This is a genomic window from Natrialba hulunbeirensis JCM 10989 (genome assembly GCF_000337575.1).
Taxonomy (GTDB): domain Archaea; phylum Halobacteriota; class Halobacteria; order Halobacteriales; family Natrialbaceae; genus Natrialba; species Natrialba hulunbeirensis.
This window is the reverse complement of sequence record NZ_AOIM01000010.1, coordinates 24,700-48,714: the sequence shown is the minus strand read 5'-3', so window position 1 is coordinate 48,714 and position 24,015 is coordinate 24,700. Positions and strand designations below refer to the sequence as shown.

General features: G+C 62.1%; 27 protein-coding genes. 17 read left to right on the top strand and 10 right to left on the bottom strand.

Translation table 11 applies throughout. The annotated features are described in order from the left end of the window. Nucleotides 1-44 precede the first annotated feature (44 nt). The 3 genes from C483_RS02790 to C483_RS02780 are packed head-to-tail and all read left to right on the top strand — an operon-like array spanning nucleotide 45 to nucleotide 2,287. On the top strand, nucleotides 45-623 hold the full coding sequence (locus C483_RS02790; RefSeq protein WP_006651826.1) for an FAD-dependent oxidoreductase: 579 nt from the start codon (nucleotides 45-47) through the stop codon (nucleotides 621-623). A 24-nt stretch (nucleotides 624-647) separates the two neighbouring features. Further along, nucleotides 648-980: a MoaD/ThiS family protein gene (locus tag C483_RS02785; protein ID WP_394295575.1), complete on the top strand. Its 333-nt coding sequence runs from the start codon at nucleotides 648-650 to the stop codon at nucleotides 978-980. Between the two features lie 8 nt (nucleotides 981-988). Continuing rightward, a complete protein-coding gene (locus C483_RS02780) occupies nucleotides 989-2,287 on the top strand; it encodes an MFS transporter (RefSeq protein ID WP_006651824.1) in 1,299 nt (432 codons plus the stop codon). 33 nt (nucleotides 2,288-2,320) lie between these two features. Here C483_RS02780 and C483_RS02775 read toward each other — a convergent pair whose 3' ends face one another. Beyond that, complete coding sequence (locus tag C483_RS02775; RefSeq protein WP_006651823.1) at nucleotides 2,321-4,015, bottom strand: aldehyde ferredoxin oxidoreductase C-terminal domain-containing protein; 1,695 nt, start codon at nucleotides 4,013-4,015, stop codon at nucleotides 2,321-2,323. A gap of 260 nt (nucleotides 4,016-4,275) precedes the next feature. Between C483_RS02775 and C483_RS02770 the strand changes: the two genes are divergently transcribed. Further along, entirely contained in the window at nucleotides 4,276-4,650 is a 375-nt protein-coding gene (locus tag C483_RS02770) for a sensory rhodopsin transducer (protein WP_006651822.1), read from the top strand. 100 nt (nucleotides 4,651-4,750) lie between these two features. Here the strand turns inward: C483_RS02770 and C483_RS02765 are convergent, their stop codons facing one another. Continuing rightward, nucleotides 4,751-5,149, bottom strand: a complete 399-nt coding sequence (locus tag C483_RS02765; RefSeq protein ID WP_006651821.1) for a hypothetical protein — start codon at nucleotides 5,147-5,149, stop codon at nucleotides 4,751-4,753. 149 nt (nucleotides 5,150-5,298) lie between these two features. Between C483_RS02765 and C483_RS02760 the strand changes: the two genes are divergently transcribed. Beyond that, nucleotides 5,299-6,234 carry a hypothetical protein gene (locus C483_RS02760; RefSeq protein ID WP_006651820.1) on the top strand — a complete coding sequence of 312 codons (936 nt, stop codon included), beginning with the start codon at nucleotides 5,299-5,301 and terminating at the stop codon, nucleotides 6,232-6,234. 11 nt (nucleotides 6,235-6,245) lie between these two features. Here the strand turns inward: C483_RS02760 and C483_RS02755 are convergent, their stop codons facing one another. After that, nucleotides 6,246-6,530, bottom strand: coding sequence for a hypothetical protein (locus C483_RS02755; RefSeq protein ID WP_006651819.1), 285 nt, complete (start codon nucleotides 6,528-6,530; stop codon nucleotides 6,246-6,248). 139 nt (nucleotides 6,531-6,669) lie between these two features. Then, complete coding sequence (locus tag C483_RS02750; protein ID WP_006651818.1) at nucleotides 6,670-8,646, bottom strand: S9 family peptidase; 1,977 nt, start codon at nucleotides 8,644-8,646, stop codon at nucleotides 6,670-6,672. Between the two features lie 120 nt (nucleotides 8,647-8,766). On the opposite strand from C483_RS02750, the gene C483_RS02745 reads away from it, so the two are divergent. From C483_RS02745 to C483_RS02735, 3 genes are all read left to right on the top strand, one after another. Beyond that, nucleotides 8,767-9,420, top strand: a complete 654-nt coding sequence (locus tag C483_RS02745) for a GNAT family N-acetyltransferase (protein WP_006651817.1) — start codon at nucleotides 8,767-8,769, stop codon at nucleotides 9,418-9,420. A 58-nt stretch (nucleotides 9,421-9,478) separates the two neighbouring features. Further along, nucleotides 9,479-9,871: a hypothetical protein gene (locus C483_RS02740; protein ID WP_006651816.1), complete on the top strand. Its 393-nt coding sequence runs from the start codon at nucleotides 9,479-9,481 to the stop codon at nucleotides 9,869-9,871. Between the two features lie 165 nt (nucleotides 9,872-10,036). Beyond that, a complete protein-coding gene (locus tag C483_RS02735) occupies nucleotides 10,037-11,719 on the top strand; it encodes an acyl-CoA mutase large subunit family protein (protein WP_006651815.1) in 1,683 nt (560 codons plus the stop codon). 58 nt (nucleotides 11,720-11,777) lie between these two features. Here the strand turns inward: C483_RS02735 and C483_RS02730 are convergent, their stop codons facing one another. Next, a complete protein-coding gene (locus C483_RS02730) occupies nucleotides 11,778-12,197 on the bottom strand; it encodes a hypothetical protein (protein ID WP_049912394.1) in 420 nt (139 codons plus the stop codon). A gap of 195 nt (nucleotides 12,198-12,392) precedes the next feature. On the opposite strand from C483_RS02730, the gene C483_RS02725 reads away from it, so the two are divergent. Together C483_RS02725 and mce are read left to right on the top strand one after the other, a co-directional pair. After that, on the top strand, nucleotides 12,393-13,226 hold the full coding sequence (locus C483_RS02725; RefSeq protein WP_006651813.1) for an aldo/keto reductase: 834 nt from the start codon (nucleotides 12,393-12,395) through the stop codon (nucleotides 13,224-13,226). A gap of 94 nt (nucleotides 13,227-13,320) precedes the next feature. Then, the gene (gene mce / locus C483_RS02720) at nucleotides 13,321-13,704 is read left to right on the top strand and encodes a methylmalonyl-CoA epimerase (RefSeq protein ID WP_006651812.1); all 384 of its coding nucleotides are present in this window, start codon (nucleotides 13,321-13,323) and stop codon (nucleotides 13,702-13,704) included. Nucleotides 13,705-14,025: 321 nt separating this feature from the next. Here the strand turns inward: mce and C483_RS02715 are convergent, their stop codons facing one another. Then, complete coding sequence (locus C483_RS02715; RefSeq protein ID WP_004214151.1) at nucleotides 14,026-14,220, bottom strand: cold-shock protein; 195 nt, start codon at nucleotides 14,218-14,220, stop codon at nucleotides 14,026-14,028. Nucleotides 14,221-14,554: 334 nt separating this feature from the next. Between C483_RS02715 and C483_RS02710 the strand changes: the two genes are divergently transcribed. Both C483_RS02710 and C483_RS02705 read left to right on the top strand, forming a co-directional pair. Beyond that, entirely contained in the window at nucleotides 14,555-16,405 is a 1,851-nt protein-coding gene (locus C483_RS02710) for a PGF-CTERM sorting domain-containing protein (RefSeq protein WP_006651811.1), read from the top strand. Nucleotides 16,406-16,520: 115 nt separating this feature from the next. Then, nucleotides 16,521-16,895 (top strand): hypothetical protein, encoded by a 375-nt coding sequence (locus C483_RS02705; RefSeq protein ID WP_006651810.1) that lies wholly within the window; start codon nucleotides 16,521-16,523, stop codon nucleotides 16,893-16,895. 24 nt (nucleotides 16,896-16,919) lie between these two features. Here the strand turns inward: C483_RS02705 and C483_RS02700 are convergent, their stop codons facing one another. Next, on the bottom strand, nucleotides 16,920-17,564 hold the full coding sequence (locus C483_RS02700) for a ferredoxin--NADP reductase (RefSeq protein WP_006651809.1): 645 nt from the start codon (nucleotides 17,562-17,564) through the stop codon (nucleotides 16,920-16,922). A gap of 153 nt (nucleotides 17,565-17,717) precedes the next feature. On the opposite strand from C483_RS02700, the gene C483_RS02695 reads away from it, so the two are divergent. Both C483_RS02695 and C483_RS02690 read left to right on the top strand, forming a co-directional pair. Next, nucleotides 17,718-19,469, top strand: a complete 1,752-nt coding sequence (locus C483_RS02695) for a 2-oxoacid:acceptor oxidoreductase subunit alpha (RefSeq protein ID WP_006651808.1) — start codon at nucleotides 17,718-17,720, stop codon at nucleotides 19,467-19,469. Next, nucleotides 19,469-20,341, top strand: coding sequence for a 2-oxoacid:ferredoxin oxidoreductase subunit beta (locus tag C483_RS02690; RefSeq protein WP_006651807.1), 873 nt, complete (start codon nucleotides 19,469-19,471; stop codon nucleotides 20,339-20,341). Before C483_RS02695 ends, C483_RS02690 begins: the two co-directional genes overlap by 1 nt. Before the next feature lie 139 nt (nucleotides 20,342-20,480). Here the strand turns inward: C483_RS02690 and C483_RS20720 are convergent, their stop codons facing one another. Further along, the gene (locus C483_RS20720) at nucleotides 20,481-20,888 is read right to left on the bottom strand and encodes a DUF7344 domain-containing protein (protein ID WP_241431462.1); all 408 of its coding nucleotides are present in this window, start codon (nucleotides 20,886-20,888) and stop codon (nucleotides 20,481-20,483) included. Nucleotides 20,889-20,945: 57 nt separating this feature from the next. Continuing rightward, nucleotides 20,946-21,611: a helix-turn-helix domain-containing protein gene (locus C483_RS02680; protein ID WP_006651805.1), complete on the bottom strand. Its 666-nt coding sequence runs from the start codon at nucleotides 21,609-21,611 to the stop codon at nucleotides 20,946-20,948. Between the two features lie 191 nt (nucleotides 21,612-21,802). On the opposite strand from C483_RS02680, the gene C483_RS02675 reads away from it, so the two are divergent. The 3 genes from C483_RS02675 (at nucleotide 21,803) to C483_RS02665 (ending at nucleotide 23,062) form a co-directional block, all read left to right on the top strand. Continuing rightward, on the top strand, nucleotides 21,803-22,447 hold the full coding sequence (locus C483_RS02675; RefSeq protein WP_006651804.1) for a helix-turn-helix domain-containing protein: 645 nt from the start codon (nucleotides 21,803-21,805) through the stop codon (nucleotides 22,445-22,447). Between the two features lie 83 nt (nucleotides 22,448-22,530). Then, on the top strand, nucleotides 22,531-22,887 hold the full coding sequence (locus C483_RS02670) for a HalOD1 output domain-containing protein (RefSeq protein ID WP_006651803.1): 357 nt from the start codon (nucleotides 22,531-22,533) through the stop codon (nucleotides 22,885-22,887). Next, entirely contained in the window at nucleotides 22,877-23,062 is a 186-nt protein-coding gene (locus C483_RS02665; protein WP_049912393.1) for a hypothetical protein, read from the top strand. The genes C483_RS02670 and C483_RS02665 overlap by 11 nt, the downstream gene beginning before the upstream one ends. A gap of 128 nt (nucleotides 23,063-23,190) precedes the next feature. Here C483_RS02665 and C483_RS02660 read toward each other — a convergent pair whose 3' ends face one another. Continuing rightward, the gene (locus C483_RS02660) at nucleotides 23,191-24,009 is read right to left on the bottom strand and encodes a DUF6517 family protein (RefSeq protein ID WP_241431461.1); all 819 of its coding nucleotides are present in this window, start codon (nucleotides 24,007-24,009) and stop codon (nucleotides 23,191-23,193) included. Nucleotides 24,010-24,015: the final 6 nt, after the last annotated feature.

The window sequence follows — 24,015 nt, the reverse complement described above, 5'->3', positions numbered from 1 at the left end:
TCCGATAAAATCGTTTATCGGCTGGTTCGTGGTCGGAGTAGCGTATGTCCGATGTGATCATCGTCGGCGGCGGCCCCGCCGGCCTGAGTGCGGCACTGTTTACGGCGAAGAACGGCCTCGAGACCGCTGTCTTCGACACAGACGACACCTGGATGCACAAGGCACACCTGTTCAACTACCTCGGGGTTCGCAGCCTCGGCGGCGACGAGTACATGATGATTGCCCGCGGGCAGGTCGAAGACCGCGGCGCAGATCTACACCTCGGCGAGTCGGTCACGGCCGTTGAGTCCGCAGCCGACGGCTTCCGCGTCGAGACGGAGGACAACTCGTACGAGGCCACGTACGTCGTCCTCGCGACGGGCGCGGATCGCTCGCTGGCCGAGGACACGGAACTGGACATCGCGTTCGACGATGAGGGAGCCATCGACGTCGACATCGATATGGAGACGAGCGTCGAGAACCTGTACGCGACCGGCGCGATGGTCCGCGCGGAGGAGTGGCAGGCCGTCATCGCGGCCGGTGATGGCGCATCCGCCGCGCTCAACATTCTGAGCAAGGAGAAGGGTGAACACTTCCACGACTTCGATACGCCCGCGGACGTGCCAGCCCTCCGCTCGGAGTGAGCGACTGTCGTGTCGCGGCCGTCTATCGCCGCGACCGTCGCCTACAAGACATCCCACGAGAAACACTCGCATATCGTGCAACTCGAGTGCGTGTTCTTCGGACCGTTTCGTGACGCCATCGACGAGAAAACGGTGTACCACGAGACCGACGCGACGACCGTCGGTGACCTCCTCCGTGAGCTCGAGGACGAGTACCCGCCGCTGGCTGGCGAGCTGGTCGACGAGGACGCAGCGACGCTGGCCGGGGATACGGTCGTTACGTTAGACAAGAAAAACGTGACCCACATCGACGGGCTGGCAACTGAACTTCGCGAGGACGCCGTAATTCGCCTCGTTCCGTCAGTCTACGGGGGCTGAGCCACACGATGGAGGGGAACGACCGTGATATTGCGGAGTTCACGATGCTCGGCCACGCGACGTTTCACATCTACGAGCTGACGATTCCGCTGTTCGTCGTGCTCTGGCTCGACGCCTTCGACATCTCGCCTGCGGTCCTCGGAACGGTCGTCGCGGTCGGCTACGCCCTCATCGGCGTCGGCGCGCTCCCGAGTGGCATCCTCGCGGACCGCTACGGGTCGACGCGTCTCGTCGTCGTCTCGATGCTCGGCATGGGCGGTGGCTTCGCACTCATCAGCCTCGCCGCGAACGTCTGGTTGCTCGCCGCGGCACTCGTCCTCTGGGGGGCCGCAGCCAGCCTGTACCACCCGGCTGGCCTCTCGCTGATCACCCGCGGTGCGGACAAGCAGGGAACCGTTCTGGCCTACCACGGCGTCGCCGGCAACGTCGGCACCGCACTCGGCCCGCTCGTTGCGGCCATCATGCTGACCGTTCTCGACTGGCGCGTCGTCGCCGCGCTGTTCGTCATCCCCGCGCTCGTCGGCGTCGCTGCAGCAACTCGACTCGAGTTCGACGAGGCAGCGGCGATGGCTGAGACAACGGCCGACGGGGACCCCATCGCGGAACCAGCAGCAGACGGCTCGGGCGCTGGGTCTGGTACGAATACAGACCACCAGCCCGCTGTCGACACACCGACACCGTCGTTGCGAGACCGCGTCGCCGCCTTCGCTGCCCAATCGAGACTGCTGTTTACCGGAAGCTTCGTCCTCGTGTTCGCCATCGCGATGCTCGCCGGGACCTACTACCGGGGTGTCTTCACCTTCCTGCCGGACGTGCTCGCCGGACTGGCGGTGTTCGAGCCGGTCGAAATTGCCGGCGAGACGGTTAATCCGAGCCAGTACGCCTACGCCGGACTGCTGTTGATCGGTGCGGTTGGCCAGTACACGGGCGGCAAACTCAGCGATACGCGTTCGCCCGAGCGGGCGATCATCGTCGCACTCGCCGCGCTGGTCGTCGTCTCAATACTGTTTCCGATCGGTGCCTCGGCCGGCCTGACGGCGACGCTTGCGATCTGTGCCGCGCTCGGCTTTTTCGTCTACATGGAAGCGCCGATCCACCAGGCGCTGATCGGCAAGTACGTCGCGGCCGACGTACACGGCCTCTCGTTTGGCTACACCTACCTCGGCGTCTTCGGAATCGGCGCGGCGGGGGCCTCGATCGCCGGCATCGCGCTCACCTACGGCGGGATGGGCGTTCTGTTTGCGATCCTCGCGATTTTCCCGGCAGTCGCGCTCGTGATTGCGATTTCGCTGCTCGTGTTGGCTTAATCGAAGAACGTGAGCGGCGTGGATTCAGCTAACTCAGTCGTCCGAGGGAACCGCCGTTCCGCTCGAGGCGACCGCATCCGTCGTCTCCGGTACTGTCCCGTCGTCGTTCCAGCCGCGAGCCTCGTAGTACTCTGCGACCGCTTCCTCGAGATCCGGAATCTCGTAGGGGAGCACGTCGTCCGCACTGTCGAGTCCGCGCTGATTGTTGAAGTGGCGCTCGCGCTCAATCGTTCGCTTGCCGACCGCGAGGAGGTCCTCGTAGTCGGCGTCGAACAGCGTCTCCAGGCGCTCCTCGGTGACGTAATCGCCGCCGAAGGCGCAGACGATGCCCGTGTCGCGGAAGGCGTTGTGATTCTCCTGGTCGACCAGCACGTCGGCCTTGCCGAGAGTCCCCTCCGGATCGAGTTCACCGGCGTACTCGAGACTCAGCATGCCGGCGTACATGTGATCCGCACCGCGGTTCGCAACGGCATAGGAGAGGCCCTGTCCGTGGAGGACGCGGCCGTCGTGGGCGGCGAACTCCATGCCCTTCACGGTGAGGTTCTCGACACCGAGGTCGTCGTGACAGCGGGCGACGCCCTCCGCGAGCGTGTCGCCGACGCCCTCGCGGCGGGCAATCTTTTCGGTGATCTCCTGGGCGAGTTCCGCGTTGCCGAACTCGTCCTCGCTCGCGAGGTAGGCCGCGACGGTGACGCCCGCGGAGATGGTGTCCATCCCGTAGTTGTCACAGAGTTCGTTCGCCTGCATCACGTCGACGATGTCGCCGACGCCGTGCATCGAGCCGAAGGCGTAGACGGTCTCGAACTCTGGACCCTCCGTCTCGACGCCGCGCTCTTCGTCCCGCGTCGGCAGTTTGCAGGCGTAAGCGCAGGCCGAACAGGCACCCTTCTTGTACTTCTTCTCCTCGACGGCGTTGCCGCCGATCCCGTCCGCGTCCTCGAACTCGTACTCCTCGAAGTAGCGCGTCGGCAGCGAGAAATTGTCGTTGATGAACTCCGTCCCGCCGGTGGTCCCCTGGCGGCGCATCCGATCGTCCGAGGTGGCCGCCTCGCGGTGGATGTCCATCTCCGGCGGGTTCGGAATCTCGACGTCGACCTCGGGTGCTGCGTCGCCGTCACCCTCGAAGGTGACGCACTTGACATTCTTCGATCCGAGGACCGCGCCGAGGCCGCCGCGGCCGAACGCCCGTGAGTCGAACGTCATCACCGACGCGAAGCGGACGAGGTTCTCGCCCGCCGGGCCGATAGCGATGCAGTGCTCGGGACCGAGGTCGTGGTGGTCGGCCATGTAGTCGGAGGTCTCGGGAACCGTCGCGCCCTCGAGTTCGGGTACTTCCTCGAACTCGACGCCGCTGTCGGTGACGTGGATCGCGAGCAGCTCGTCGCTCTCGCCGACGACCTCGAAAACGCTGATGCCAGCCTCGACGAAGTTACGCGAGAGGTAGCCGCCGGCGTTCGTCGAGACGAGCCCCTCTGTCAGCGGCGAGAGCCCGGTCATGTTCATCCGACCCGTAAAGGACATCTGGGACTGCTGGAGCGGTCCCGTCGAGAGGTAGGCGCGGTTTGCGGGTCCGAACGGCTCCGCGTCGAACGGAATCCGCTCGTGTGCCAGTGCGGTCGCGGTCGCCCGCCCGCCGACGGTTTCGGCGAGCAGATCGTCGATTTCAGTTTCAGTGGCCGTTCGCTCACCGACATCGACGGTCAGCAGCGGCCCCTTCGCGTGAAGCATAGCGCACAGTTGTTCGGCCGGGGCCTTAGCTGTACGCCACGCGGTACCAGACCAGTATTCGAACTCGCGTCGAGTGGCGTCTCCCAAGTCCGCAATGGGCCCGCACAGATCGGGCTGGACTCGAGTACCCACGGCCACAGAGTGAACTCCTGAGACCGAGACTGAGACTGAGACTGAGACTGAGACAGCCCCCGACGCAGGCAGTACCTGCCCATACAGGCCCTCGTTTCAGGCCGATTCATGGCCCAGAAGAGGACACGATGGCCACAGGGAAGACCACCTGGACGATTCCCGAGGGGTACATCCCCGAAGGGAGCAACGGCCCCGAACCCGAGATGCTGAGTCACGAATCCATCTGCATTTTGAATACGAGTGACGAGGACGCCAGCATCGAGATTACGGTCTACTTTACCGACCGTGAGCCGGCGGGACCGTTCGAGAAGACTATTCCCGCCGAACGGACCAAACACCTGCGGTTCAACGAGTTCGAGGATCCCGAAGAAATCCCGACGGGAACGCCGTTCGCCAGCGTGATCGAATCCGACGTGCCGGTCGTCTGCCAGCACACCCGGCTGGATTCGCGACAGGCCGAGAACGCACTGCTCTCGACGATCGCGTATCCGAGCGAGTCGTAGCGTCGGCACTCTCGTATCCTGAACGATGGTTGCCCAACGCCGTCAACTCACTACACAGTCACCTCGAGTGCCGAGGGATCAACACCACGAAGCCGAGCGATCAACACCCCGAAGAGACGAACGCCTCGACCGTCTCCTCCCGAACATTGAGATTGACTTTCCCGCAATCGGACTCGACGTAGTCCGACAGCTCCAGCGTCTCGAGTGGTGATCCAGCCAGGCCGTACTCGAGTACGGCTGCCCCGTGATCCTCGGGGAGTTCGTCGTCGATCACTGTCGATGGAACGATCCTGTCTTCGGTGTTTGCGTCGAGACTGACGGTGTCCTCGTACGCCGCCTCGCTGCCGTCTGTGAGGCGTACTCCGACGCGGACCGGTTCGGCAGTGAAGTTGCTGACGGCCAACTGAGACAGTCGCGGGGACTGTTCCCGTGCCAGACAGCCGGAGACAGAAGCAAACAGTGGGAAACAGAGCGACGTGAGGAGGGCTCGCCGTTCCATACGCGGTAGTCTGTCACGGTGAGTATAATTTTGTTGCTTCACACCACAATTTTGGAGGAGAATCGCGGGAAGAAACAGCAGGTAGCAGCCGAACGATCCGTGCGCCTGCTTGCCGTCGCTTTTTGGCCGCTGTCGGTGGAGTAGCCGCCATGAACGACGACCGCTGGAACGCCCTCCGTACAGCGTGTACCGAACTCGAGTCCGGGGCCGTCCTCGAGACGCCGGTCTCCGAACGCCGATTCGATATCGTGCGGTCTGCGGACGACCGGATCGTCGTCCGATTCGCTGACAGTGGTGAGAGGCACACCCTCTGGCGCGAGCAGTTTGGCGTGCTTACAGCGCAACTCGCGGCGGGTGACCAGAACGGACTCGCCATCGAAACCCTGCAACCGGGCGTCGAACCCTACGCAGTGCTACTGACGCTTTCTGGAGCGTACACGGTTACGGACGACACCATTCGCCGCGATGACGAGGCCGTGGCCGGCGAGAGTCCGTACCTCGTCTCTGCAGCCGAGGCACGCACACAGCCCGAGCGCGTCCACGACGACGGACTGTTGCTCGCCGCGTTGCTCGACGGACTCGAGGACGCGGACGAGCCGGGGGTACTCGAGACGGATTCCCTCACGGATCTCTACGTCCTCGCCTCGGATGTCCAGCACGGTGCGGACCGGCTCCGCCGGTCGGCGCGGAACGCGCTGCTCGACCGACTCGGCCCGGATCAGGCGCTTCACGGTCGGTACGGCACCGTTCGGCGGACGGTCCGCGAGCGTCGCCGGCCGATGGACGAGGAGGCGGTTTTCGAGGCGCTCGACGAGCACGACGTGCCCCGCGAGTGGGTTCTCGGCGTCGACCAGGAGAAACTGGATGTCGTCATCTCCGTGACGGACCTCTCGGACGCCGAGGTGTACGAGACGGACGAGAGCGTCTACGTCCAGAAGACGAGCGTCGACGAAGACGAGAAGTACTTGCGGCTGCAGGGACTCGTTGAGCAAATCGACGCACTGGAGGGCGAGGAGGGAGAGGAACTGCGAAACGAACTCGACGAGATCGAATCGCGCCTGGAGGCAGCCCTGGCGAGCGGATAGGTGCCCGACTGCTACGGCTTCAGCGGGAGTGGCTCCTTCCCGTCCGTTCGCATCACATCTCTGTTACGATCCGGCCAGGCGGCCAGCCGATGGCGAAGTGGCTCGCCATCATCCGTCTTCGGGTCGTACAGACCGACACTCGCAGTCAGTGTGAGCACGATCCAGCCACCGTAGCCGAGGAACACGGTTACGGGGACCAACACGACGATCGAGATGACCACCCGTATCGCTCGCTCGCGGAACGATCCACCGGACTCGGTCGAACCAGAACCGGTCGAGTTCGTGGAAGATGTCATGCGCTAGCCACACTGAGGTGGCGCAAAAGCGTGATTGTTCGTTTCTAACGTAACGAGGGAGAGTCTATACCAGCCAGCGTCCTTCAGCGGGCCGGGTCAGAGGTGTACGACCTCAACTCACTCCCGCTCCCCTCAACCTTCACTCCGCCGCGTGCACTCGCCGATCCAGGAAGTCCGCCAGCAATTCGAACGTCCGTAGCTGCTGGCGCTGGTCAGTCGACGCGTGACCCTCCTCGCCGAGTTCCTCGTACTCGACGTCGCCATCGGGGCCGAACTCGTAGCCGAGGGACTCGAGTACCTCGCGATAGCGCCGGGCCTGTGAGACGGGGACGCGGGTGTCGTTGACGCCGTGGACCATGAGCAACGGCGCGGCGAGGTTCTCGGCGTGCGTGATCGGCGAGCGTTCCTCATACAGGGTCGGGTTCTCCTCGGGCGTACCGAGGTACTTTTCCATGAGTTCGATCCGGTAGTGGGGCATCGTCGTCTCGTACTGCTCTTCGAGGTCCGTGAGGCCGATCCAGGCGATGCCGGCATCGTACAGGTCGGGGTACTGCACCGTCTGCCAGTAGGCCGAGTAGCCGCCGTAGGAGCCGCCGAAGACGACGACGCGGTCCTCGTCGAGCCAGTCGCGCGTTTCGAGGACGTGCTCGGCGACCGTCGCCACGTCACCCTGCTCGGCACCGCCCCAGTCCTCGATGAGTTCCTCGACGAACTCGCGGCCGCGGCCGGTCGAGCCGCGGTAGTTGACCTCGAGAACGGAAAAGCCCTGCATGACCAGCATCTGCGTGTAGAGGTTGAATCCCTTGGTGTCCCGGGCGCGCGGCCCGCCGTGGACCTTGACGAGCAGCGGCGACGGGCGTTCGCCGGAGTCGTACAGCAGCGCGCCGATCTCGAGTTCGTCGGCTGGCTCGTGGTCGACTGCTTCGGCGGGCGTCTCCGGAACGCCGTTGGACTGTACTGTGAGGTACTCCGCGTCGGCGAAGTCATCGGGCGAGAACGGGCCGTACTCAGCCTCGAGGAGCGTCTCGTACTCGTCGGTTGCGAGATCGTAGACGAGCAGTTCCGTCCGGGTCGTCGGACTCGTGTGCTGAAGCAAGAGGCGATTCTCGTCGATGGCGACGTCGCTCGGTCCCATTCGGCCGACGGTGGTCATCCCCTCGGGAACGTCGAGTTCGCGGCTCTCACCGGTCTCGATGTCGTAAACGACGGGGATTGACTGGGCCGCACGATCGCGCAGTGTGAAGAAGCGCTCGCCACCGGGCAGGAATCCGATGGGGGACTCCTCGGAATCGCTGTCGCTGAACCAGGTGACGGCGTCTTCGGCTGCTGCCCGGGCGTCGGTGTCGCCAGCGTCGCTTTCGGTGTCGCCATCGGGCTCGAGGGTAACCTCGTCCAGCGCAGCGAGATCGACGACACCCGCGCGGCCAAGGTCCGTCGTATTGTCCGTGACCAGTAACCGTTCTCCGTCGGGCCCCCAGTCCATCGGTGCCGACTCCGCACCCACGTCGCCGAGCGACAGATTTCGCGGCTCGGAGCCGTCGGCGTTCGCGACGTAAACATCCATGTTGTCGAAGTCGTCCGTCTCGTTCGTCGCGTAGGCGATCCGGTCCCCCTCCGGCGAGAACGACAGCGCGCCAACGGCGCGCTCGTAGTCGGTGAGTTTGGTCACCTCATCGGTGGCGCAGTCGTACCGATACGCGTTCATCTGGCCGTCGCGGTTCGAGGTAAACAGCAGCGACTCCCCATCGTCGCTCACGTCGTTCAGAACCGCCTGGCCGTCGATTTCGACGACAGATTCGACCGCTCCCGCTCGCGAGAGCGCGTAGATGTCGTTCTGCTCGTCACCACCCTCGTCCTGGTGGAAGAACACGCGTTCTCCGTCCGCGTCCCAGCGAAGGAACCAGCGCGCGTTTCGCGGCACGTCGCCCTCGGACCACTGCTCGAGTGTCCCCGTCTCTGCGTCGAGCACGTGGAGTTCGTTTCTCCCCGTCTCGTCGTAGTAGAACGCGATCTCCGAGCCATCGGGCGAGATCGTCGGATGTGCAATTGTCGGGAGCGATGCGAGGGACTCGAGTACGTCCGCTGTCTCGGTGTCGAGGTCGTCTGTCGTGGCCATTGGAGACGTGTCGCATGGCTATGGTATAGGTATTCGGGAAGGCGAACATCGAACGATCTTCGGGACGCCGCCGCTACTGCCCCGCAAACCCTTTTGGCCGTTCGGGTCGAATATCGAATCATGTACGTACGGGACGCGAAAAACCGGGAGGAGGTCTGGTTACTCGACCACATCGAGTCGATGGGACTCGACGACACGGCGTTCCGGTCCCGTGACTACGTTATCGCGGTCGACGAAGAGTCCGGCGAGAAGGCTGGATTTGGCCGGATTCGGATCCACAAGGATGGGGGGAGCAGTAGTGAGAGTAGTGACAGTGGCGATGGTGACAGCGACGGCGATGGCAACTCGGACGACGACCAGCGAACCGCCGTCTGCGAACTCACCAGCATCGGCGTCCTCGATAACTGGCGCGGGCAGGGAATCGGCGCACACGTCATCGAGCGACTCATCGAGTACGCGAGCGACGAGGGATTCGACACCGTCTACTCGCTGACGGGCGAAGGCGAGTACCTCGCACAGTTCGGCTTCCGGCGAATCGAGGAATCGAAGCTTCCGGAAGCGCTCCAGCACCGACTCGAGGCGAAGCGCGAACAAACCGATCCGGATGCCGTCGCCCACGCCCTCGAGATCGATCGGTTCCGGATGCCGGACCGACTCCGTGAGGCGTTCAAACAGGCGTCCGATCGCGACACGGAGGTGGCCGACGAAGACAGCCCGGAGGACTTCGGTATCGACACCGAATCGGCGACGTACAAGTACGATACCGGCCGCTAAGCGCTGTGTGCCCTCGTTAGTTACTCGGTGATCTCCGTCCGTCGTCTGATCCATTCCAATGCCTACCGACAATTTCGACACCCGGGATGCCCGCGATGCTCGCAACGGCAACGACGCCAACGACGCCAACGACGCCAACGACACCCACGACACCCAGGACTCGAGTACGCTCGACGACGACGCCGAAACCCGTGTCTGGCTCGTCGAACGAACGTACGGCGACGACGAACTGAACCTGATTATCCTCGTGTACGCGACACCGGACGGTCGCTACTACCACCGTCGCGAACGCGCGCTCACGAGCTTTACAGGCCCGGCACGGGAGACGAAAGCCAGTCTAACCGTCTCGCGCGACGACCTCGGCACGGTCGACGACCACGAGACACAGGATCGGTACGCGACGGAGGCGACTCGAGTAGCGTCGAGTCACGATCCGGACGACGCGATCTGACTGCGGCCGATGAGAGGGTTGTAGTCGTGTTTCGGTGATGGAGTGTCGTGGTCACGTCCGGGAGCAGAGAACCGCTGTACGACCGCAAGAGCGGCTGGTGAGTGCCGGTGGCAACACGGGCACGTTCATCAACCTTCAAGCCCCGGCCGGTCGTCGGTATTCGTAATGTTCGACCCCGAGGAACTCGAGGAGATCCGTGCCGGCCGGGAGGACTGGCACGACGACGACGTCGAACCGGTCCTCGATCGGTTCGGTGAGCGCCAGGAGACGTTCACGACCGATACGGGTGGCCAGGAGGTCGACCGACTCTACACGCCGGACGATGTATCGACTCTCGACTATCAGGAGGACCTGGGCTATCCCGGCGAGGCGCCGTACACGCGCGGAGTCTACTCCACCGGCTACCGGGGCCGGCTGTGGACCATGCGCCAGTACGCCGGGTTCTCGACGCCCGCGGACACGAACGAGCGCTACCACTACCTGCTCGATCAGGGCCAGACCGGGCTCTCGATGGCGTTCGACCTGCCGACGCAGATGGGCTACGACTCCGACGCCGACATGGCCGCCGGCGAGGTCGGGAAAGCTGGCGTCGCCATCGACTCGCTCGCGGACATGGAGACCGTCTTCGACGGCATCCCACTCGATGAGGTCTCGACCTCGATGACGATCAACGCGCCCGCATCAGTCCTGCTCGCGATGTACATCGCCGTGGGCGACCAGCAGGGCGTCGACCGCGCCGAGTTGCGAGGGACCATCCAGAACGACCTTCTAAAGGAGTACATCGCACGTAACACCTACATTTACCCGCCCGAGCCGTCGATGCGGATCATCACCGACATCTTCGAGTTCTGTGCCGAGGAGACGCCGAAGTTCAACACCATCTCGATTTCGGGGTACCACATCCGCGAGGCCGGCTCCACGGCGGCACAGGAACTCGCCTTCACCCTGGGGAACGGCATCGAGTACGTCGAAGCCGCCATCGAGGCCGGACTCGACGTCGACGACTTCGCCCCGCAGCTTTCGTTCTTCTTCAACGGCCACAACAACATCTTCGAGGAGGTTGCGAAGTTCCGCGCAGCCCGTCGGATGTGGCACGACATCATGGACGAGCGCTTCGACCCGGACGATCCCAAGTCGAAACAGCTCAAGTTCCACACCCAGACCGCGGGCTCGATGCTCACCGCCCAGCAGATCGAGAACAACGTGGTTCGCGTGGCCTACCAGGCGCTCGCCGCCGTTCTCGGTGGCACCCAGAGCCTCCACACCAACGGGAAGGACGAGGCGCTTGCCCTCCCCACCGAGGAGTCCGTCCGCACCGCCCTGCGAACCCAACAGATCCTCGCCCACGAGTCCGGCGCGGCCGACACCATCGACCCGCTCGCCGGCAGCTACTACGTCGAATCGCTCACCGACGACGTCGAGGAAGAGGCCTACGAGATCCTCGAAGCGGTCGACAGCCGCGGCGGCATGCTCGAAGCGGTGGAGCAGCAGTGGGTCCAGCGCCAGATCCAGGACACCGCCTTCGACCGCCAGAAGGAAATCGAGGACAAAGAACGCATCATCGTCGGCGTCAACGAGTTCGAGGTCGACGAAGACCCAGAGATGGACGTCGAGGAGATCACCGAGGAGGACGAACGCCGCCAGATCGAGAACGTCCAATCCGTCCGCGACGACCGCGACGAGGCGGCTGTGGAGGATGCACTCGAGTCCCTCCGCGAGGCGGCCCGGGGCAACGAGAACCTCATGCCCCACATCATCGAGGCGGTGAAGACGTACGCGACGGTCGGCGAGATCTGTAACGTGTTGCGCGACGAGTTCGGGGAGTATCAGCCGGGGAGTGCGGTCTGAGCTGTCTGAGCGGCTTGAGCGGGCTGAGCGGTTTGGGAAGGTGTGAACGAGGTTTGCGTTAGCTACAGCGGTTCGGCCGAAGCCGAATCTCCTTCCACTCGGTAACGAGAATCCGCAGGTGGTCCTCGATGCGGTCGTTTCCAACGCACGTCAGTTCCCAGTAGGTGTGGAACACGTCGTCGAGCAACTCAGGCGCTGGTTCCGGCTTGACGGAGACGAAGAACTCGTCGCCGTACCAGCCGGTGACGACCTCGTCCCGTTCGATTCGGCTCTCTTCGCCGTCGATCACGATTCGGTCCGTGAAGACGGGGTCCTCTCCGTAGTCGGGCGCGATTTCGATCTCGAGTGCTATTTCGTCGGGATAGCTGCTGCCGATGGAGAGACCCGGACTGACGCGCCTGACGTACGAGAGACAGCCTGCAGTCGCACCGGTGAGCCCGGTCGCGCCGAGGAGGAAGCGTCGTCGTGACGGGGACATACCACGACCATCCTGCGGTCGGTACATAGGCGTTGGTACTCGAGTACCATCCCGCGACAGCGCATCACGTCACAGCCCTGTTTGTCGGATGTGAACGAGGCGAGTAGCGCGGGAACGCACAGTGAGAAAGTGAGAACGGACGGTGCACACCAAGCCGGGAGGAGATTGAAGACAGTTGCTGATGACGCCAGACGCATGGGCCCCGAACATCCAACCGAGACAATTCGCGCAGGCGGCGCCGAAATCCCCGTCCTCGGCTTCGGCACCGCACGGATGACCGGCGAGGAGTGCCAGCGAGCCGTCGACGCCGCACTCGACGCTGGCTACCGGCACATCGACACCGCACAGATGTACGACAACGAGGCAGCCGTCGGCACCGCGATTGCGGAGAGTCCCGTCGACCGCGACGACATCTTCGTCGTCACCAAGGTCCACCCCGACAACGCCGCACCCGCGGACGTCCACGAGACGACGCAGGCGAGTCTCGACCGGCTCGGCCTCGACGCTGTCGATCTGCTCTTGCTTCACGCGCCGAGTGACGAGGCACCGCTGTCGGCAACGCTCGGCGCGATGAACGAACTCCAGGACGAGGGCGTCGTCGACCACATCGGCGTCAGCAATTTTTCGGTAGGGCAACTCGAGTCCGCTCGTGAACACTCGGAGACACCGATCGTGACGAATCAGGTGAAGTACCACCCGTATCATCACCGGGAGGAGTTGCTGGAGTACTGCGTCGATCACGACATCTGTCTGACTGCGTACAGCCCCCTCGCGGAGGGTGCGGTGCCGGGTGACGACCGGCTCGCGGCGGTCGGCGAGCCCTCCGGCAAGTCGGCCGCACAGGTTGCCTTGCGGTGGCTGGTTCAACAGCCGGCCGTCGCGGCGATTCCGAAGGCGGCGAGTCACGAGCACATTGAAGCCAACGCGGCTATTTTCGATTTCGAGCTTTCCGAGGACGACATGGAAGACGTGACTGCCGTTGGCGACGGCGTCTGGTCGCAGTTGGCGACGGCGCTCGGACTTCGCTGAGCTGTCGGGTGCGACGAGCGCGAGCGACACGTTACGGCGAGAGAGTCGCCCGAACCCCCGCTCTATTTGCCGCTGCCGGCCGACGACTCCGCGTATGCACTTCGAACACGCCGGCATCGCAACCGAGGATGCGCGCGAACTCGCCGACCTCTACACTGACCTCTTCGGCATCGAGAACGTCCACGAGGAGGAGTTCGACGGCATGCGAATCATCTTCCTCGACTGTGGGAACAGCTACTTCGAACTCCTCGAGCCACTCGAGGACGGGACCATCGCGCAGTATCTCGAACAAAACGGACCGGGTATCCACCACCTTGCACTCCGGACCGACGACATCGAGGGGGCACTCGAAACGGCCCGCGAACACGACGTGCGCCTGATCGACGAGGAGCCGCGGCCGGGTGCGTGGGGCCATACGGTGGCGTTCTTGCATCCGTCGGATACGGGTGGCATTTTGCTGGAGCTCGTCGAGCATTAACGCTGTCTGGCTGTCTGGCTGTCTGGCTGTCTGGCTGTCTGGCTGTCTGGCTGTCTGGCTGTCTGGCTGTCTGGCTGTCAGGCTGTCAGGCTGTCAGGCTGTCAGGCTGTCAGGCTGTCAGGCTGTCAGGCTGTCAGGCTGTCAGGCTGTCAGGCTGTCAGGCTGTCAGGCTGGCTGGCTCCCTAGGTGTCTGTATATCTGTGTGTCGCTCTGGGGTGCTGTCACTCCAGAAGAGTACCGTCGGGATCACAGCAGACAGTCATCACTCGTCACTCAGCAGGTAGCGTCCGAAAAAGTCGAAATACGCCGCGGTCAGCCGTATTACAGTCGGGTGACGTTGGTTGCTCGTGGGCCCTTGTCGGCCTGCTCGATGTCAAACTCGAGCTCCTGTCCCTCTTCGAGGTCCGGGCCGCCAACGTCTTCCATGTGGAAGAACACGTCGTCGTCCGCATCCTCAGTTTCGATGAATCCGTAGCCGCCTGTGTCGTTAAAGAAATCGACAGTTCCTTTCGCCATTGCTTTTCAAGAGATGCGCGTCACACTGATAAGGGTTCCGTAAGGCAGGGCGTCCGAATCTGTCGGCCTGACCGATCGGACAGAACAGTAATCGCCAGCCTACGCGCCTCAACGGCCCGCACACACCACCGCTACGGATCCTCGTGTACGTGGACCCGTGTTATGCCTGTAAATTAGGCGGCGAGAAACGGCCTCGAACGACAGTTGTGTGACTCTCATCTAGCGGACAGAATAAGTTCTCGAAACCTACATAAGATGGAGACTTCAATATACGTGAACGATGGGAAGGAAACCTCCATGCGGACTGTCCCTCCAACGGTTCGCAGCACTTGTGATGGCAGTTGTACTGATTACCTCGGCTGTGGCTGGCACGGCCGTTGCCGGCTCTGAGACGGGTATCGACCAGGCAGACCCGGCGGACGAAGTGTTCGTCACCGACGACGGTGACGCAGTCCTCGTCTACGAAGATGACGCTGATGACGACCTCGACGGAAGTGCCGAATTCGGTCTCGACGCGAGCGAATCGGTCGTATACGCCCTGATCTCCGACGACATCGAAGAGGATATCACCGCAGCGTTCTCGTTCGCCCTCGGTGAGGACGGCATGGAATCCGACGGCTCGTTCGTCGCCGACCGTCCAGACGCGATCAACGACTTCTCGATGAACGTCGACGGCGAGCAGACCGAGGAGACGAACGAACTCGATGCGGATCTCGAACTCGTTCTCGACACCCAGGAGTTCCCCGAAGCGGACTTCGTCCAGTCGGCAACCTCCTCCGGTGAGATGGTCTCGAGTGCAGACGAGTTCGCCATGGAAGGCGACCTCAGCGTCTCGCACATCATGCCCGCCGAGGGCCCCGAGACTGGCCTCGATCTGACGATCACCGAGACTGACGGCAGCTACACAGTCGACGTCAGTCAGCAGGACACGCTCCAGCCGTTCGAGGTCGACCAGTGGGAGACTGAGGCCGACGCGAAGGCAGCGCTCGAAGCCGAGTACGGCGCAATCGCACAGGAACTCGGCGGCGACGCAACGGTCACCATCCACGACCACGAGTTCGACGCCGACACGGCCGGCGGCGGCTACATCGACGTCGAGTACACGATCGAACTCGAGAACGTCAAGGACGGACTCGAGCAACTGATCGCGGACGAACTCACGAACGACCCCGAACTCGATATCAGCCAGTCCGACGCCGAGGAGGTCGCGGCTGACATCCTCGCCGCCGAACTCGAGGCGTTCGAGTTCTCCTACGCCTTCGGCGAGAACACGGTCGACGCGGAGTGGGATATTGCGTTCAGTAACTTCGAGACGACCGCAATGGCAGTCCTCGACCTCGTGGACGCCGTCGACGAGATGGACGAGGAGTTCGATGACGAGTTCGACGACTACGCAGAGATGTACGAGGCACAGGTCGAAGCCGACCTCACGCAGACCTCGACCTGGGACCTCCGATACGAAGGCACCGGCGCGAACGAGGCGACGCTCACCTTCGACTACGACTCCGACGCCGAGAACTGGGATGCCTACACCGACGAACTCGCAGAGCGCGATATCGACTCGCCCGAGTTCGTCATCGACGCCACGGCGACGACCGACGACGACGAGGTCAGCGTCGAGATGGCACTCGAGTTCACGCAGGAGGACTACCTCGAGACTGCGATCAACGCGATGGTCCAGGACCTCCAGAACGATCCGATGATGGATGACGAGGCGCTCGCGCTCGTGACGGCGTTCGAAGAGGCGGAACTCGAACTCGCGAAGTTCGACCTCGATATGGATGACGGCACGGTTACGATGGAAGCCGGTGCGACGTTCGACGACATTAGCGCGTTCGAATCGCATCTCTCGGATGCGTACCACGGGCTCACCGTCGAGCACATCTACGCCGACAGCGACGACGAAGCGGCGTACGTCTACGCGACCGGAATGGTCGACGCTGATGCGACCGAAGACGACGTGCGCGAGCACGCGATCGTCGACGACGCGACGACTGTCCACATGCCCGGTGAGTGGGACGAAGAGCACCCACGACTTGACATGGGGCAGGTGACCGAGTTCCTCGGGACGGATGCAACGGACTCCGAGACGGAGTCTGACGACGATGGCCTGCCAGGCTTCGGTGCCGTTGCGGCGCTGGTCGCGATGCTGTCGGCGCTGGGACTGGCACGCTGGCACAACTAACGGTTCCTCAATTTTCGGGTTTTTTACTGGCTGCGAGCGACGCGGCGGTGAGTTGGTACCCCAGTTGCTCGCAACTGTAACAAATGCTTATCAGAATCGTTCGAGTAGGTGGCGTATGAGCCTGTTCGAGCGTCTCGGAGAGAGGGTCGAAGAGTTCAAACAGGAGGCTGAATCCGCACGAGACGACACAGCGCCGTATCTGTGTCGTGACTGTGGCGAACGGTTCCACCAGGCACAGAAGACGTGTCCCGCATGCGGGAGCGAGCAGCTCGCAGTGCGAAAGGACGTGGCGTCGTCTGCGGGCGACAGTACGTCTGCGTCCGAGTCCGACTCCGAAGCCGAGTCCGACACCAAGCCCGAATCAGACCCAGCGGACACAGCACTTGACGAACTCGACGAGCCCGACGAGTCCGACGAGTCCGACGATCCGACAGCGCTGATTACTGAAGCCGAATCCGAGGAGACAGAACAGACCGACGACGGAGCGTAACAGCAGGTTCCGATTGCAGACCGGTTATCCGAAGTTCTCGATCAGCGCCTCGTCCGAATCGCCGCCAGCCTCCTCGATCGTCTCCGACACCAGCGTAACGAAATCCGCGAAGCCGAAGGCATAGACCTGTCCCTCGTCCAAATGTGCCTCGATCGCAGCCGCTAACTCCTCGTCCGCGCCGTCCTCGACGATCGTGACTGGCGTGCCGTCGTCCTCGAGTACATCCAGTCGCTCGCGGTGGGCGGGCGCGTCGTCCTGATAGATGACGACGGCGTCCTGCCCGGCCGCGTGGGCGGCTTCGGCGATCGAAATTGCGGGGCCGACGCCTGGCCCGCCAGCAATGGCAACGATGTCCTGCTCGTCCTCGTAGGTGATGGTGCCGAACGGGCCGTCGATGTGAATCGTCGCACCGGACTCGAGATCGGCGAGCCACGGCGAGAGGTCGCCGTCGGGATCGATGCCGACGGTGATCTCGAAGGTGTCGCCGACCGACGGCGAGGAGAGCGTGTAGTGGCGGGCGAGTTCCTCGTCGACACCGTCAAGTTCGGCGCGGACGAGCACGAATTGACCGGGGAGCGCGTCGAATTCCTCGGGTGTTTCCAGCTCGAGTGCAACGGTATCTGGTCCAACCTCACGTACCGATTCGACAGTGACTGGCGTGCCTTCCATACCGGGACGTTCGGCCGGCCGTCGAAAAGGCGTTCCGTTCCAACTCTGCAGTCGCCAAACACCGACCAAACGTACAGATTTGCCTACCCCTCGAACGGCCGGATTATGCTTTCAGAAGCCTTTTTATTGGCTGGCAGCAAGGTTCGCCCTAACATGGCTGAGGACCTCAACTGGGCGGTCGGAGGCGAGGCTGGCGATGGCATCGACTCCACTGGGAAGATCTTCGCCCAGGCGTTATCCCGAGCCGGACGGCATGTATTCACGTCGAAAGACTTCGCGTCGCGAATCCGCGGCGGCTACACAGCCTACAAGATTCGCACGTCGGTCGACAACATCCAGAGCGTCGTCGACCGCCTCGACATTCTCGTCGCGCTCACCCAGCGCACCATCGACGAGAATCTCGACGAACTCCACGAGGGGAGTGCAATTATCTACGACGGCGAGCGCTCCTGGGAAGCCGATATCCCCGAGGAGATGTCCGCCGTCGACGTCCCCCTGAAATCCCTCGCCGAGGACGCCGGTGGCGCAATCATGCGCAACATCGTCGCACTCGGTGCCGCGTGTGAGATCACCGGCTTCGACGTCGAGTACCTGGACGAAGCACTCGAGAAGCGCTTCGGTGGGAAAGGCTCGAAGATCGTCGAGAACAACAAGGAAGCCGCCCGTCTGGGTCAGGAATACGTCGAGGAGAACTACGATCTCGATCTCGGCTACGATCTCGAAACGACTGACAACGACTACGTCCTGCTCAACGGCAACGAGGCGATCGGGATGGGGGCGATCGCTGCCGGCTGTCGCTTCTACGCCGGCTATCCGATCACGCCTGCGACGTCTATCATGGAGTACCTGACGGGCCGTATCGAGGAGTACGGCGGCCACGTCGTGCAGGCCGAGGACGAACTCTCGGCGATCAACATGGCTCTCGGCGGGGCACGCGCCGGCGCACGAGCGATGACGGCGACCTCCGGTGCCGGGATCGACCTGATGACCGAGACGTTCGGTCTGGTCGCGACGAGCGAGACGCCGCTGGTCATCACCGACGTCCAGCGCTCCGGTCCCTCGACCGGGATGCCGACCAAGCAAGAACAGGGCGACCTCAACATGGCCCTCTACGGTGGCCACGGCGAGATTCCGCGCTTCGTCGTCACCCCGACATCGATCGACGAGTGTTTCTGGAAGACGATCGAGGCGTTCAATCTGGCCGAGAAGTACCAGACGCCGGTCTTCCTGGTCTCTGACCTCGCAATGTCGGTCACTGAGCAGACCTTCGAGCCAGACGCGTTCAACATGGACGACGTCGAGATCGACCGTGGCAAACTCGTTGACGAAGACGAGGTCGACGAGTGGCTCGACTCACAGGGCCGCTTCCGCGCCCACGCCAACACCGAGGACGGTGTCAGCCCCCGTGCGATTCCGGGCACGACTGACGGTGCACACATGTCGACCGGGCTTGAGCACAACGAACTCGGTCGCCGAACTGAAGAGCAGGACGTTCGCGTCCAGCAAGTCGACAAGCGAAACCGCAAGGTCGAGACCGCGAAAGAGCAAGAGGAGTGGGACTACCGCGAATTCGGCGACGAAGACGCCGACAACCTCATCATTTCGTGGGGCTCGAACGAAGGTGCACTCGTCGAAGCACTCGACTATCTCGAGGACGACGGTGTTGACGTGCGCGTCATCTCGGTGCCGTACATCTTCCCACGACCTGACCTGAGCGACGAGATCGCCGCCGCCGAGGAGACGATCGTTGTCGAGTGTAACGCCACCGGACAGTTCGCCGACGTGATCGAACACGACGTGCTCGAACGCGTCAAGCGCATCAACAAGTACACGGGCGTTCGCTTCAAGGCGGACGAACTCGCCGAGGAAATTACCGAAAAACTCTCCCAGGAGGTTCCAGCATAATGAGCTCCCAATCCGACGTTCGATTCACTGACTTCAAGTCCGACAAGCAGCCAACCTGGTGTCCCGGATGCGGTGACTTCGGGACGATGAACGGCATGATGAAAGCCCTCGCTGAGACCGGCAACGACCCCGACAACACGTTCGTGGTCGCCGGGATCGGCTGTTCCGGCAAGATCGGGACCTACATGCACAGCTACGCGCTGCACGGGGTCCACGGCCGTGCACTGCCGGTCGCGACCGGTGTCAAGATGGCTCGCCCGGACATCGAAGTGATGGCCGCCGGCGGTGACGGTGACGGGTACTCGATCGGTGCCGGTCACTTCGTCCACGCCGTTCGCCGGAACGTCGACATGTCCTACGTCGTCATGGACAACCGCATCTACGGCCTGACGAAGGGGCAGGCCTCGCCGACCTCGCGCTCTGACTTCGAGACCTCGACGACGCCGGAGGGGCCACAGCAGCCGCCGGTCAACCCGCTCGCGCTCGCACTCGCCTCGGGTGCAACCTTCATTGCACAGTCCTTTGCCTCGGACGCGCTGCGCCACCAGGAGATCATCCAGGAGGCAATCGAGCACGACGGCTTCGGCTTCGTCAACGTCTTTAGCCCGTGTGTCACGTTCAACGACGTCGACACCTACGACTACTTCCGTGACTCGCTGGTCGACCTGCAGGAAGACGAAGACCACGACCGCCACGACTACGAGGACGCCAAGGAGGTCATCCTCGACGGCGACAAGGAGTATCAGGGCGTCATGTATCAGGACGAAAACTCGGTGCCGTACCACGAACAGCACGGCGTCACCGAGAACATGTCCGAGATTCCTGACGGCGCTCCCGAGGACGCGATGGACCTCGTTCGCGAGTTCTACTAACTGCGACCGCGGTCACCCGCCATCCGCCCGCAGTGGTCGTTGTTTATTTTCTACTACTCTACGTCCAGTAAAGAAAGTGATTACGTTGGGTGGGAGATATGAGATTGATGCTGGCGTTGCCCATCCTCAATTACACCGCTCACTCGCGAATATCGTACGGTTCGACCAGACGCAGAATCTTCTGCTCCAGTTCACCGCCAACAAATTGGATGTGCCCTGTTTCAGCCTCATAGCCGATTATCTGAGCCTCCTCCAGTTTTGGAAGATGAGTGTGGTGAAGTGCGATTCGAACGCGTTGTCGGTGTTCGTCCAACTCCCGCTTTGCGTCTTCGTCCCGAACCTGGTCTGCAACGCGCTCTACAAGCGCATCGTATTCCAGTGTCTTCTCAGAAGCGTTGATCACTGCGTTGAGGATGGCGCGTCGGTGTTCGTTCGCTACTGCTAACAGAATCGTATCAGGGGAGATTGGGCGCTCACGTCCTGAAGTATCGGGGACCGAATCAACTGATAGAATATCACCTGTTTCTAACTCTCGATTCTCATCCATACTCACATAGCAGAGGCCCAACTGTCTGGTTCTGTTCCATGGTGTGTCAGGGACCAATCAGTCCACTTTGGCCGCTGACTCCGGAGTGAGAAGTGCGTACCGTCCAAACGTGCCAATGGCACGACGCAGTCGCTCCGTCACTGCCTGATCGGAAATCCCGAGTTCGTCGGCTAACTCCGCGGTCGTACAGCCTCGTGGGATGTCGTAGTATCCCATTCGGACAGCAAGCGCAAGCGCTTCTCGTTGGGGTTCACTCAAGCCATACCACGGACCAGCCTCGGGATCCGTTGGATTGTATATTCGAGTTATCTCCAGGGAGATGTGGGCGTCCTTACAACAGTTCTGGCACTGGCTCAATGCTTCGCGGTTTGGGAATCGGATCTCGAAGTTCCACCCTTCGGGTGCTCCAATGGCACTCAGTATTTGCCCGTCGTGTTCCAAGATACATTGAAAAAGGTGGTCCTGGCTCGCATCCCAGTCGATCCGGAACAGCGTCCGGTCTTCGAACACGTCTACCGATGTGACGCTGTTGACAGTTGGATAGCGTTCGACGGTATCGAGAAAGCCGTTTTCGGCCGGTTCGTAGACCCAAAAGAGCGGCACGGTAGCATCCCCACTCGGAACGAGCGTCTCGAGTTCAATTGCTGACGCTTGCTCTAGACTGAGGATTTGTCCGAGTTGAAAATCATCGGACGGGATGCGAATCTCCGTTATCACACTCATGCTAACTTGTGAGACTAGATTGGTCGGTCGTACAAAAGCAGACGACATGGTGTACCATGGACGACCCGTTATCACACGTACGTCCCGCTCACAACACACACGATCCCAGCCAGTAACGGTATGGTTGCTTGTCTCGACGCCATGGCACACCACCCATACCGGTTATTCGGCTCCTAGACGAAGGTTTCCGCATGGCGACTGTGATGGAGTTTACGAGCCCGACAGAGGAGTTTCCACTTGGAAGCGTCTTCGAGAACTTGCCGGGAGTGGTGGTCGAGCTAGAGCGACTCATTCCACACGAGACGCTGATTGTCCCGTACTTCTGGGTACATGGTGCAGAAACAGAGAGTATCGAAGCGTCGTTTGGACAACATGCTGGCGTGAGCAACATCCAACTGGTCGATAACGTCGAAGACGAGTATCTCATGCGTGCCGAGTGGGAACACGAGTACTTCGGTATCCTGAGTGCACTTGCCAAGGCCAACGTCGTTGTGCTCTCTGGAATCGGTACAAAAGACGAATGGCGATTCGAGGTGCGCGGCGAGAGCCGAGAGTCAATCGCCGAGTTTCGAGAGTACTGCCAGGAAAACGACATCCCGATAGCGATCACCGCCGTCCACGCGATGCTTCCGATTCAGGGAGAGGGGTACGAGTTGACCGAGACGCAGCGCGAGGCGCTGGTGTTAGCGTACGAGCGGGGCTACTTCGACACCCCTCGTGAGACATCGCTCGAAGCGATCGCTGACGAGTTGGGCATCACCCAGCAGTCACTCTCGTCACGTCTTCGACGCGGGCATCGACGCCTCATTGGAGCGACACTCAGCAGTTCGTCGTGATCATTCGAGTAGCCATACTGCTTAAACCCCCTGTATAATCAGTAGCCTTTTTGAACCGATTCAAACGCCTAGAGTCTGGCAAGATGGACACAACGGTATCTGGGGTTGGAGTCGAAGCGGTCGAGTACTGTCAGGAGTGTGAGAGTGTTCGCACCCAATTTGATCAGGAGAGGACACCCGCGAGCATGGCCAGTATCGCAACGTTGGCGGACCTACTGGGTGTAGATCCGGTTGAACTTGATCCACTTCATTCTACTGTCGACCCTGACAAAGTAGATGCGTTCGTCCGCGCTCGAAACCGGACGGACGGAGATTCCCACATCACATTTACGCATGAGGGACACGCAATAACCGTACACAGCTACGGTGTGATCACCATCACACCAGAACACGAACTCACAGCGGAGAACTACGAAGGGGCGCGGGATGATGACTTCTGAGGAGATTGCGCTTACGTCGAGGGAAGAATTGAACGGGCAGCTGAAAGCCCTCCTTCGCAGGGCCTACGAGAGTGGAATCGATGTAGAAGGCGGATTTGAATGTCGGAACGGAGCCGACCATCCTGACTGGGACGTGATCATCACGGAAGTCGAAAAGAACGAGCAGTCGGAGTGACCGACGACGAGGGGGACCGGTCATAGCAGATGACCGGTCTGTGAGAGGAGCGCGAAACGATACAACGGTAATCGCATCGAACGTGTACGTGTACTCTCAGCACAACAGTGGCGAGTACCACGAACAACTCAGACCGGATGCTCGACCGACTCGAGTAGTTCCTCGATATTCGCCGACTCCTCGGCGAGCATTTCGGGATGCGTTCCGAGCAAGACGAGCAGGTCGTCCTCGTTGACGAACGAGGTCAGCGTCAGTTCGATCTCGATCTCCTCGCCGTCGAACGTCGACTGCCCGACGAACGTATCCACGTCGCGGCCATCGCCGAGAATCTCCAGGCCGAACGACTCTTTGTGCTCGATGTCCTCGATCTGGCCCGCCTCGCTGTCGACCTCCTCGAGCAGGCGCTCGACAAGGTCGTGGTTTCCGAGATCCTCGAGCGGGTTGAACGACCGGCCCAGAATCTCGACCGCTGGCATCGAGAGCGCCGTAAACAGCGCGGCTTCCTCCTCACCGATTGGGGCGAGTTCGACGTCTTTCACGTACGTCGACTGCCAGAAGCCGGCCCGAATCTCGCGCTCGATTCCCGCACCGACGTCGACGGACTCCTCGAGTGCTTGCTCCTCGACGGACTCCTCGGCGTAGCCGGTCTGCCCGAGCGCGTCGTCGTGGGGGGCGACTCTGCCGGCACTGAACTCGAGTGGGCCGTTGCCGAGCGCGAAGTCGAGACAGCCGGCGGTCAGTGCGAGGGAGGCGGTGGCACCAGCAGCAAGCAGTGAACGCCGTGAAGACGTACTCGTCGACGGTAGGTTCGCCGACGAGTGTGTCGCTGTTTGTGCCGACGATTCCGTCTGTGTTGGCGGCGCTCTCTCGTCGTGAGCGCGCGGAGAATCGTGAGTCACGCCGTCACTGGGCGAGTGACTGTCACGATTCGGTGACGAATCAGCCATCATCAC